Genomic DNA, 10,860 nt, shown 5'->3' on the forward strand with positions numbered 1-10,860 from the left:
TATCGGCCATCTGGAACGATGCGAAACCGGTGGCAAGAGACCAGCAGTTCAGAGCCAGCCGCGCCGTTTGAAGTACAGAAATGGCATCGCGGCCGATACAATCATCATGGCAATGGCAAAGGGGTAGCCATATTCCCAGCGAAGTTCAGGCATGACTTCGAAATTCATTCCGTACATGGACGCGACAAGGGTAGGCGGCAGGAAAACAACGGCGGCCACCGAGAAGATCTTGATGATCTGGTTTTGCTCGAGATTGATAAGTCCAAGCGTCGCGTCGAGCAGAAAATTGATCTTGCTCGACAAAAAGGCGGCATGGTCCCCAAGGGATGCGCCGTCTCGCTGAAGAAGCTTGATGACCTGACGCGTTTCCTTGGACATCTTGCGTCCTGGCTGCTCAACCGCGGCATGATAAGCCACCAATCTCGAAATACTCACGAGACCCTCGCTCACAGCGGTCAGAAAGTCGCCCTTCTGGCCAATCTGCTCGATCACGGATTGTAGATTTCGCGTTTTCTTGGTGGCATTGGAGGTCTTGCTGCGGAACACTTCGCGAGAAATTGTATCGATCTCCCGTCCGATTCTTTCGAGCACATCGGCAGTTCGATCGATAACCGCTTCAAGGATACCCAGCATCGCCATCTCTCCTGCAAGGCTGATGGCGGCCGGGCCCTTAAGCAATCTTGATGTGGATTGGCGGAACGGCAATGTATCAGCGTAGCGCACGGTGATGAGACAATTATCCTTGAGGATGAAAGTCACCGGCGTGCGAATAGGCTCGTCACCTTCCAAACCGGCAAGCATGGTCATCGTCATGAATTGTGCCCCATCCTCCTGATAGAGCCGGGCGGAAAGTTCGATATCTTCCATCTCGTCCCGCGTCGGGATAGCGATCGAGAACTTGTCCTCCACGTATTTTGTTTCCGTCGGGATCGGGCTGAGTAAGTCGAACCAAATATATTGGGCGCCGGCATCGAAAGTTTCGACATCATCGTGAATTGCGACGCGCTCGGCATCGCGGAAAAAACTGCGTAGCATTGAAGTCTCCTGGGGAATATTGGCCCCGGAGACTGGACTCCGAAAGGCCTCAAACTATCGGGCTAATACTTCGACTGTCAGGGTCCATTGTCGCGCACCTAGGTTGGCGTTCCTCAATTGTTGCGAGATACCTTCCGGATCTCACGCTGCAAAAATGTGCTCGTATAGGATCGAGCTGCCCAATGCGATAAGCGCAACGCCTGCCACTCCCTCCGCAATTCGTCCGAAACGCTCGCCGATCAGACGTCCGACAAGCATGCCGCCGGACGAGAGAAGGAACGTGGCCGCTCCAATCGCGGCAGCGATTACCAGGATATTGACCTGAAGAAATGCAAGAGACACGCCAACCGCCATGGCGTCAAGGCTGGTTCCGATCGCGGTAGCGACGAGAACAACGAAGGACATTCCGGGCTTGGTCTCGTCCTCAGGACCGCCCTTGCTCGCCGAATACACCATATTGGTTCCGACAGCCGCCAACAGGCCGAATGCGATCCAGTGATCAACGGCGGAGACATAACTCGCCGCCGCCACGCCGGCGACCCAGCCGATCATTGGCGTGATTGCTTCCACCACGCCGAAGACGACGCCAGTCCAAACGGCGTCTCTAACGCTTGTCCGCCCAAGAGCAGCGCCGCGTCCTACGGAAACCGCGAACGCGTCCATCGACATGCTGAATGCCAGCACGACAATTGCAACAAACGACATCTTGAAACCTCGCGGACGATGGAAACCGGGCGTCGACTGCCCTGTCCAGGTGGCAGACTTCGCCACGGTCTTGCCGAGCCGACGTTTTCGGCTGAACGTGCCACGTGCATTGCGCACGAGCATGTTGACACGTTCCCGCTGGGTAAGCGGTAGCTACTCCCCGATGCGCGATGACCTAGGGTGTCGGCTCCCGGCTGTCAACCGGAAATCGCGCGCAACATTCGAAAATACCATTACTTAACAATGATTTGCAACTGCAGTTGCAGCTGGATGTGCAGGTGCGAAGCAGTCGCAGAAATTTGGCCCAGACTGCATCATGCTGGAGGCGTTTTTGAGGGGTGCCCGCATATGATCGTTGAAGTCCGGGGCAACGGTCGTTCGATCTCGGCATTCGTGCGGCGAGGTCCGGATCGGACGACTTACGGCAGCAATCCGCTCCCGCCACGAGATAAAGGAGAGATCGAGCGGCGTGAAATCGTGGCCCGATGCGTATCATCGGGCCAACAATCAATCGCAAGCTGGCTGTCAGGCAATCTTGATGTGCGTGGCGATCTCGGCCTCAAGCTCCGCCATGGCCTCGCCGCCGGCCATGAGGTCGGTGATCTCCTCCCGGGTCTTTTCGCCTCTGCGGAAGTCCGCGGCCTTGGCGCCTCGAATGAGAACCGCGAAATGGTCTCCAACGGTCAGGGCATGCACGACATTGTGGGTGATGAAAATCACGCCGAGACCGCGCTTGCGGGCTTCGAGCACGATGCGCAGCACATGCGCGGCCTCCTTGACGCCAAGGGCAGCTGTCGGCTCGTCGAGAACAAGCAGGCGCGCGCCGAAATGCACCGCCCTGGCGATCGCCAGGGACTGGCGTTCGCCGCCGGAAAGACCGCCGATCAGCCTATCACCGTCATCGATCCTGGTAATGCCAAACTCGCGCACGGCCCTGACCGCGGTTTCGTTTGCGGTTTTGCGGTCGTAGATCCTGAAAGGCCCAAACCGCTTTGTCGGTTCGACGCCAACGAAAAAGGACCGACCGATGCTCATCAATGGAAAGGTCCCTCCAAACTGATGTACCGTAGCGATCCCCTGATTGCTTGCGTCACGAGGATTGTCGAAGGAGATCGGCTTGCCGTCCATCTCCAGAGTGCCGGCATTCGGCTTGTGGACGCCGGACAGCACCTTGATCAGGGTCGATTTCCCCGCGCCGTTGTCTCCCAGCAGGCAGAGGACCTCTCCGGCGTTCACCTCAAGCGAGATGTTGTGGAGCACGTCAATCGGGCCGAACGATTTGCTGATGTTCGATAGCTTGATGATTGGAGTCGACATGTCTCATCCTCACTTCTTCTTGCTGCTGTAGGACAGGGCCATCTTGCGGAACGTGTTGTTCAGCAGCACTGCGATGAGCATAAGGACGCCGATGATCAGGCTCGCAAGGTTCGCGTCGAACGACGTGAAATAGATCCCCTGGTTGACGATCGCGAACGTTACCGTGCCCATGACGATGCCGATGATCGATCCGTACCCGCCGGTAAGCAGAACCCCGCCGACAACGACACTGATGATCGAATTGAAGATGAACGAGCTTCCGGACGACACCTGTGCGGAATTGAACAGGATTGCCTGGCTCAGCCCCACGAACGAGGCGGAGACGCTGGACGTTACGAAAAGAAGGATCGTGATCCGTTCGGTGGGGATTCCGGCGTTGCGCGCACTCACCTTGTCTCCCCCCAGGGCGAAGATCCAGTTGCCCACCGGCGAGTAATGCAGGATGAAGGCAAAGACCGCGGCGATACCCAGCCACCAGAAGATGGTGACCTGGAACATGCCGCCAATGAAATCACCGAGAATGGACTTCACGAACGGTGGCGGTGCGACGGCAACGCTGGTTGTGCCGGTTATGAGAACGGACAGGCTGAGCGTCAGTCCCGCGACGGCGAAGAGCGTGCCCAGCGTGACGATCAGCGAGGGAACGGATGTCTTCAGGACCATGAAGCCGTTGATCAGTCCGATCACCACGCCGAGAAGCAAGGCCGCGCCCATGCCGGCCCAGACGGGCAATCCGAAATATCCCGAGATGATGGCGAAGACCATCGACCCCGCCGGGATCATGGAGCCGATCGATATGTCCAGTTCGCCGGCGATCATCAGCAGTCCAACCGGCAGGGCCACGATACCGAGCGTGGCTGCCACGTTGAGCCAGCTTGCCACGCCGGCCGCCGAAATGAAGTTCGCCTGACCGAAGATCACGAAAAAGCAGAAGACGGCGAGCATGCCGAGAAACGACCCCGTTTCGGGACGGCGGACAAGGGCGCCGATGGGCGAGGGTTTTGACGGTGGCTTTGTCGCCTGTGCATCCATGATGGCAACCATGTCAGCGCGCTCCCTTTTTGACGCCGCCCAGCGTGGCTTCGATATTGGTGCTATCGACAAAGCCGGGACCGGTGAGGACAGGATTGGTCGGCAGGTTCAGACCGTATTCCAGATAGCTGTTCATCAGTCCGACGGCGAGATAGCTCTGCAGATACGGCTGCTGGTCGATGGCGAAGGTCTGTGTTCCGTCCTTGATGCGATTCAGGCCGGCCTCGTTCATGTCGAACGAACCAAGCGCGACCTTGCCTGACATGCCTGCCTGCATGATCCCGCTGGCGGCCCAATCGGCAACAGCCGGGTTCAAGGTCAAGATTGCGTCGATCGACGGGTCCGTAAGCAAGGCGGCCTTGATCGATTGCGCCACTGCGGCGGCGTTGTCGGCCTGGGTGGACGGAAGCGGGAGCTGCTTGCTCTTTCCGCCCAAGGGCGAGATCGCGTCCACGACGCCCTTGCAGCGCTGCTCCAGAGGATAGGAGCCCGGGACATGGTTTACGCACAGTACGTTCTTGTATTTCTTCTCGGAAAAGTAAGAGCCGGCGGCCTTGCCGGCGACGTATTCGTCGCTGCCGACATAGTTCATCGCACCAAGCTCATGCGCCTTGTCGATGTTGCCGGCATTGTAGAGCATGACTTTTACGCCCTTGGCGATCGCATCCTTTATCGCCGCATCCATGGCATCGGGAACCCAGTTCGCGACCACGATACCATCGACGCCCTGGCTGACCGCCGTCCTTACGAGATTGGCGGCATCCGGACCGAGGTTGTCATAGTTCGCGAGCTGCAGGAACGAGACCTTGCCGCCGGTCAGTTCAACAACCTTGCGGGCGTCATCGACGCCTTTCTTGACGGGTTGCCAGAACGTATCGTCCGGCTTGCCGGCGATCACCGCGATATTGGCCGCGGACGCGGCGGTCAGGGATGTGCCCAGAGACAAGACTGCAGCCAACAGTCCAACGATCTTCATGTTCATTCTGTTCTCCTCCGATGCGGCCATTGATGACAGGGTGCCGGCCGCTCCTCACCTGTTTGAAGGGAGGCCTCCCGGTCCTCCCCATTCATTCCTCATGCGCTCAACACGCACCGGTCGTCTGGGCGCGGTCCAAGGCGACACTGTCCGCGGCAAAGGCAAGCGCGACGGAAACGATACGGTCGCGGTCCAAATCAAGCTGCGAAACGTGGTATGATTGCTCCAGCCAAAGCGCCTGCTTGTGAGCGGCGCCGATGGTGTTCAGAATTTCGACGGCGCTGTCCTTGGGAACAATCGGGTCCAGAACCGACTGAACTACGAGCGTTGGACACACGACCTTTGGAAGTATCTCGCGCGCCAGGGCGCACATGGAATAGAGATCCGCACCGCTCTTCTTGAAGCGACGTGGATAGCTGATTTCGTCCACGTGTTCCCCAAAGAACTCCGGTACGCTCCATCCAGACAGATAATCCGCTGCGTCTCCGCTGACGATTTCGTCCGCGAATGACGAATTGGACATCAAGACAGGGGCGTTCACCGTAATCAGCGCATCGGCCAGATCAGGCGAACTGCCCGCCAACTGGATTGCCAAAGCACCGCCCATGGAAATACCCAGGACAATGACACGGTCGTAATGGCGCCGAAGCAACTGTGCGGCCTCTCGCGCGGCACTGGTCCAGTCAACCGGACCGTAGTTCAGCATGTCCTCGGCGGATGATCCGTGGCCGGGAAGCGTCGGCGCGAGAACCGAATGCCCAGCGTTGGCAAGGCCGGCGGCCAGGAAGCGTGTGCTCTCAGCACTCGCCGACCATCCGTGCAGGAGCAAGAACGCTGTCGGTGAGCCCCCTTCAATGAAGAACGGCTCCGCGCCGGGAATTGATATGCGTCCACTATGCGACGCGAGATAATCGGGGATTCCCCCGTTGCGAAAATACTGGTTCATCATTCTTGCCATTCTGTCCGACCACCAATCGGCAGCGATCGGACACCTCCTCCGTGACTGACAAGCGGCTTAGGTAAAGCGCTTTAATTGGATTGTTAAAGCGCTTTACCTTGCGATGTCAAGAACGATTTGTTATCGAGGCAAGAACGTCGCAGAGGATTTCAGATGGGTCGATTCACAATGGACGATATCGCCGCGCGCGCAGGCGTGTCGCGGGGTGCCGTCAGCCTAGCCCTAAGACGTTCGCCGAAAATCTCCGAGAAGACGACGGCTCATATCCTCGAGGTCGCCAAGGAGATGGGCTATCGTCCAAATGTTATTGCCAGCCGCCTTGCGGCGGCCGACTTTTCCACATTCGGTGTGCTCGTTTCCGATCTCCACAACCCGATCATGGCTGACATCGTGGACGGCATCGTTCTCGAAGCATCGGAGGCTAGGATCGAAACCTACCTCGCATCGGGGTTCAATTCGGCCGATCGGGAAAGGGCGATGGTCGAGTCGTTCCTGTCCCATCGCGTGAAGGGTATCGTACTTCTCGGATCGCTGCTCGGCGAGAGTGAAATCCGGGAATTGTCTCGCCAGGTTCCAACCGTTGCCGTTGGCAGACGTATCGGCGGCGTCGATTGTGTATCGGTGGACGACGAAGCGGGCGGCCGGATCGCCGCCGAGCATCTAATGGGCCATTCGCATGCAAGGATGGCGCATATCGACGGTGGTGATGGCGCCGGCGCATCGCTTCGCCGCGAGGCATTTTTGCGGGCGGCAGCCAACTCCGGGTGTGATGAGGTTCTGCTCTTGCGCGGCGACTACACGCAGGAAAGTGGCTACCGCTGTGCTCGCGAACTTTTTGCACACGGGCAATATCCGACAGGCATATTCGCCGCAAACGATCTTATGGCCTTGGGCGTGCTTGGGGCCGCGAGAGAGGCAGGATTGACCGCAGGTCTGGACTTCGAACTTATCGGCTTCGACAACATTGCCATTGCGGCTTACGACTATGTGTCATTGACGACGATATCCTATTCTCGGCAAGAGATGGGTGCGAGCGCACGCGAGCTTATCCTTGGACGCAGCATCGCGCCGGACTCGCCGTTCAAGATGGTCGAGTTGCGACCGGAATTGATCGTTCGCAATTCGACCCGGAAAGCCTTGGCCTTGGCTCCCGATGCGGCTGGCGAGTGATCTATCGACAGCGATGCCTTCGAGCAAGGTGTTGGACGATCTCTCCGGTGCATCTGGCGGATATCTCATCGCGTACGCATTAAGGCGTATGGAGGCTCGATCCTCCCCGCATTAGCCTTCTCCCCAAGGCCTTTGCAACTTGCATGGGCCCGCGCATTTCAGGAGGAGAAAAATGTCACGTGAGGTCACAATATCGGCCTGTCAGTACCATGTTCGCGAAATCGGTGGCTTCGAGGACATGGCCACGCGCGTTCGCACGCTACTGGACCAGGCTTCCGGCTCGGACATCGTCGTGTTTCCCGAGCTATTCACGATCGAACTCTATAGCGACTATCTGCTGGCGTCGGACGCCTCGATGACGGGCGGGGTAGCGCTGTGCTATGTGCCGGCAGCCGTTAGTTCAAGTACGGCGCAGAGGCCTTCCTTGCCTGGTTCGAGGGTCAGTCGGCCCCTGGCGGCCTCGGCGATGTCGGTTGCAATGGCAAGGCCCAGCCCTTCGCCGACACTGCCCTCATCAAGACGGCGCCCTCGTTCCAGCACGCGCATCAGATCTTCGTCAGGTATGCCGGGGCCATCGTCACAAACGCGAATTGTCAGTTTCGATTTGGCGCGCCTCGCCGAAATCCTGACGGCCTTCTCGGCGTAACGCGCCGCATTTTCCGCCAAGGCGCCGATAGCTTCCGCAAGATCCGCGGGATCGATCACCGCGACAAGATCGTCGGCAGCTTCGACGGTCCATTCGAGCCGGGCGCCATCAGGCGTGCGCTTCACCACGGCGACAACGCGCCCTGCCACTTCCGCGAGATTTGCGCGCGCCTGCGTCCCGCTCTGGCGCGCCGCCATCCGCGTTCGTGCGAGTTCGCGATTGACATGCGTAAGCATGCTGTCCGCGACGCTTTCAATGGCCGAGGCGGCGGCCTCATCGCCTTTTTCACTCAGACGATTTGCCTCGCCCAAAAGGGCTTGGAGAGGTGTTTTCAAGCCATGCGCCAGATCGCCCGCGCGAAATCGCGCGCGCTCTATATCGGCGGCGCGCTCTTCGATCAGCGCATCGATTTCGTTCGTCAGCGGGCGCATCTCGTCTGGCCAATCCGCGCCCATGCGGCTTGCCCGGCCGGTCCTGAGGTCGCTGACGCGGCGGCCGATCTGCTTGAGCGGGCGCAGCCCGTAGACTTGCTGCGCAAGCTGAGCGCCAATCAGGAGGGCCGCCAGCAGGACCAGAGAGGGCGCGAGATCCAGCGCAAAGGCCTTTCTCGCCTCGGTCAGTTCCGACGCATCCATCGCCACTGTCAGTTTTGCCTCGCCGCCCCGCAGTGTCGCGGGCAATCTGACTGTGCGCTCTATGCCGAGGACTGGAGTGCCTCCCGGCCCCCTCTGTCGGTAGATCCGGACGTCTCCGGACGGGGCGCTCTCGCCGTCGATTGACAGTGTTTCATCCCATAAAGAGCGCGAGCGCAAGGTTTCGCCGCCCTTTTGAACCTGCCAGTAACGACCGCCATAAGGCCGGGAGTAGCGAGGATCCATCGGCAGTTTGTCAGCGGTCAGCCTGCCGCCAGCGATCGTCAGGCCGGAGAGAACCTGCTCAAGCTGAACTTCCATCTCGGCGATGGCACGCCGCTCGACATGAGTGCCGAACAGCCATGTGAGCCCCATCGCGGCGGCGGCGAGGGCGAGCAGGATCGCCGCGGCCCCGTAAAACGCCAGCCGGCGATGCAGCGAAAGCCTGCTCACAGGCGATCACCGCCAATCGAATAGCCGAAACCGCGGCGGGTGATGATTGCGTTGGCGCCAAGTTTTCGGCGCAGGCGCGCAATCACCGCTTCAAGCGCATTGGCCTCGCGCGCGTTGCCGTCGCCATAAAGATGATCCTGCAGTTCGTGGGGCGTGACCGACCGTTCCTGGTTCAGGGACAGATAGGCCAGCACCCGATATTCAAGCCCGGTGAGATTCGCTGGCACGCCGTTGACGGATACGGTCATCCTGTTGAGATCGATGCTGAGCGGACCAATATCCTGTTGTGATGCACCGCGGCCCGAGGCGCGACGCACCAGCGAGCGGACGCGCGCGACGAGTTCTTCCATGCGAAACGGCTTCGGTAAATAGTCGTCGGCACCCGCATCGATACCCTCAACGCGCTCCTGCCATGTTCCACGAGCCGACAGGACCAGCACCGGCATGTGCCGGTCCGCCGCGCGCCACCTCTTGAGCACCGACAATCCGTCCATGTCGGGCAGGCCAAGATCGAGCACGACGAGGGCATAATCTTCCGTATCGCCGAGAAACCAGGCCTCTTCGCCGTTCGCCGAATGCTCCACGAGGAACCCGGCTGACGTGAGCGCGGCCTTGATGTCGGTGGCAATGCGCCGGTCGTCTTCAACGGCAAGGATGCGCATCAGTCATCGGTCTCCTGCTTCAGAATGCGTCCGTTGGATGCATCCAGCTTCAATTCGATCATTTGTCCCTTGGTGTCGATCATCTTCAGATCGTAGACATAGCGGCCGCCGTGGCGATCCAGTTGAAGATCCATCATTCGCCCGCCGGTCGCCTGCTCCGCAATCGACAGAATACGGGAGAGCGGCAGGATTTCTCCGCGCTTCATCGCCTCGCGGGCCAAGTCGGAATCCTCGGCCGCCTGTGCATAAGACGTCGCACACACCAGCAGCGATATCGCAATCAAACGGACCATCCCACCTCTCTATCGAAATGGCCCTGACAACAAGCTGACAAGCGGCATCAGGATGCGATCAGCGGCCCTGTTGCATAAGGGCATCGAAGCAGCCGAGTGGTTCGGTTGCCGAAGTCCAAAAGGAGCTTTCCATGATCGCACATTACCGTAAGTTGATTGTCGCTATCGGCGTGGTCGCCGTCACCGCAGGCGTTGCCACCGCCCAGACGCAAACGAACGAGCCAGCCTGGATGGAAGCCAGCCAACTCACCGCCAAATTCGAAGCCCAGGGCTATTCCGTACGCGAGATCAGCCGCGATGACGGACACTACGATGTCGACGTGACGGATAAGAATAGCGTGCGCAGCGACATGCATGTCGATCGCGCAACCGGCGAGCCCCTGGCAAGATCGGCTGCACACAACGGCTCCAACGGCAGCCACGACAACAATGACGACGATCATTGATCGACGGTGGTTCTTGCTCCGGTCTGGCGGATGCCAGGCCGGGGTTCGCGGCGGATTGCGAAGTAGGATGCCGTCATGCCTTTGGGCAGACCGGGCAGGCGCCCCGGTCTCCACGCACCGGAAAGTCCTTTTCGACAGTCGTGTCGGTCACGCCCCGGGGCGAGCGATATGCAAACAAGCAAATCGTCACTCAGTCGTCCACGCCTTGCTACTCTTTATTAGAGCAAACAGCGACCTTGCCATTCTCCAGGTCGACGAAATTGACGCCGCCACTTTCCAGCGCGAGTTTCAATTGCGCCGCGGTCGCGCGGTGAACATCGTGGCGCCCACCTTCATAATCTCGAACCGTGCTACGCGAAACGCCGGCGCGCTCAGATAATTCCATCTGCGTCCAATCAACGATCCCGCGGGCCGCTCGACAGAGGGCTGGCGTCAAAATCTTGCAGTCGGGAGCTTGACCCATGTTGCCTAGTCGCCCATATTGGTTGATATAGATCATATAGCGTAATTTTAGAACAATTACTAGGTGGTCGCC

General features: G+C 59.3%; 12 protein-coding genes and 1 riboswitch. Of the genes, 2 read left to right on the plus strand and 10 right to left on the minus strand.

The features are described 5' to 3' along the window. Positions 1-48: 48 nt before the first annotated feature. From corA to GGQ67_RS02530, 6 genes are all read right to left on the minus strand, one after another. Positions 49-1,035, minus strand: a complete 987-nt coding sequence (gene corA / locus GGQ67_RS02505) for a magnesium/cobalt transporter CorA (RefSeq protein WP_183898588.1) — start codon at positions 1,033-1,035, stop codon at positions 49-51. 141 nt (positions 1,036-1,176) lie between these two features. Continuing rightward, on the minus strand, positions 1,177-1,740 hold the full coding sequence (locus tag GGQ67_RS02510) for a manganese efflux pump MntP (RefSeq protein ID WP_183898870.1): 564 nt from the start codon (positions 1,738-1,740) through the stop codon (positions 1,177-1,179). A gap of 3 nt (positions 1,741-1,743) precedes the next feature. Continuing rightward, a riboswitch (yybP-ykoY riboswitch) is annotated at positions 1,744-1,914 on the minus strand. A gap of 351 nt (positions 1,915-2,265) precedes the next feature. Beyond that, positions 2,266-3,057 carry an ATP-binding cassette domain-containing protein gene (locus tag GGQ67_RS02515; RefSeq protein ID WP_183898589.1) on the minus strand — a complete coding sequence of 264 codons (792 nt, stop codon included), beginning with the start codon at positions 3,055-3,057 and terminating at the stop codon, positions 2,266-2,268. A gap of 9 nt (positions 3,058-3,066) precedes the next feature. Continuing rightward, the gene (locus tag GGQ67_RS02520) at positions 3,067-4,101 is read right to left on the minus strand and encodes an ABC transporter permease (RefSeq protein WP_246400072.1); all 1,035 of its coding nucleotides are present in this window, start codon (positions 4,099-4,101) and stop codon (positions 3,067-3,069) included. 1 nt (position 4,102) lies between these two features. Beyond that, positions 4,103-5,071, minus strand: coding sequence for a sugar ABC transporter substrate-binding protein (locus GGQ67_RS02525; protein ID WP_425503746.1), 969 nt, complete (start codon positions 5,069-5,071; stop codon positions 4,103-4,105). Positions 5,072-5,171: 100 nt separating this feature from the next. Next, entirely contained in the window at positions 5,172-6,011 is an 840-nt protein-coding gene (locus tag GGQ67_RS02530) for an alpha/beta hydrolase (protein ID WP_210279497.1), read from the minus strand. Positions 6,012-6,191: 180 nt separating this feature from the next. Between GGQ67_RS02530 and GGQ67_RS02535 the strand changes: the two genes are divergently transcribed. After that, complete coding sequence (locus GGQ67_RS02535; protein WP_183898591.1) at positions 6,192-7,193, plus strand: LacI family DNA-binding transcriptional regulator; 1,002 nt, start codon at positions 6,192-6,194, stop codon at positions 7,191-7,193. Positions 7,194-7,571: 378 nt separating this feature from the next. On the opposite strand, the gene GGQ67_RS25565 is transcribed toward GGQ67_RS02535, so the two are convergent. From GGQ67_RS25565 to GGQ67_RS02550, 3 genes are read right to left on the minus strand one after another with little or no spacing between them, the layout of a single operon-like run. Continuing rightward, positions 7,572-8,924, minus strand: a complete 1,353-nt coding sequence (locus tag GGQ67_RS25565; RefSeq protein WP_183898592.1) for an ATP-binding protein — start codon at positions 8,922-8,924, stop codon at positions 7,572-7,574. After that, positions 8,921-9,586: a response regulator transcription factor gene (locus tag GGQ67_RS02545; protein ID WP_183898593.1), complete on the minus strand. Its 666-nt coding sequence runs from the start codon at positions 9,584-9,586 to the stop codon at positions 8,921-8,923. Before GGQ67_RS02545 ends, GGQ67_RS25565 begins: the two co-directional genes overlap by 4 nt. Next, complete coding sequence (locus tag GGQ67_RS02550; RefSeq protein ID WP_183898594.1) at positions 9,586-9,879, minus strand: PepSY domain-containing protein; 294 nt, start codon at positions 9,877-9,879, stop codon at positions 9,586-9,588. The genes GGQ67_RS02545 and GGQ67_RS02550 overlap by 1 nt, the downstream gene beginning before the upstream one ends. 131 nt (positions 9,880-10,010) lie before the next feature. Between GGQ67_RS02550 and GGQ67_RS02555 the strand changes: the two genes are divergently transcribed. Then, entirely contained in the window at positions 10,011-10,325 is a 315-nt protein-coding gene (locus tag GGQ67_RS02555; RefSeq protein ID WP_183898595.1) for a PepSY domain-containing protein, read from the plus strand. Positions 10,326-10,533: 208 nt separating this feature from the next. Here the strand turns inward: GGQ67_RS02555 and GGQ67_RS02560 are convergent, their stop codons facing one another. Beyond that, on the minus strand, positions 10,534-10,824 hold the full coding sequence (locus tag GGQ67_RS02560) for a helix-turn-helix domain-containing protein (protein ID WP_183898596.1): 291 nt from the start codon (positions 10,822-10,824) through the stop codon (positions 10,534-10,536). Positions 10,825-10,860 lie beyond the last annotated feature (36 nt).

It is taken from the genome of Rhizobium metallidurans, assembly GCF_014196505.1.
Lineage (GTDB): Bacteria > Pseudomonadota > Alphaproteobacteria > Rhizobiales > Rhizobiaceae > Rhizobium > Rhizobium metallidurans.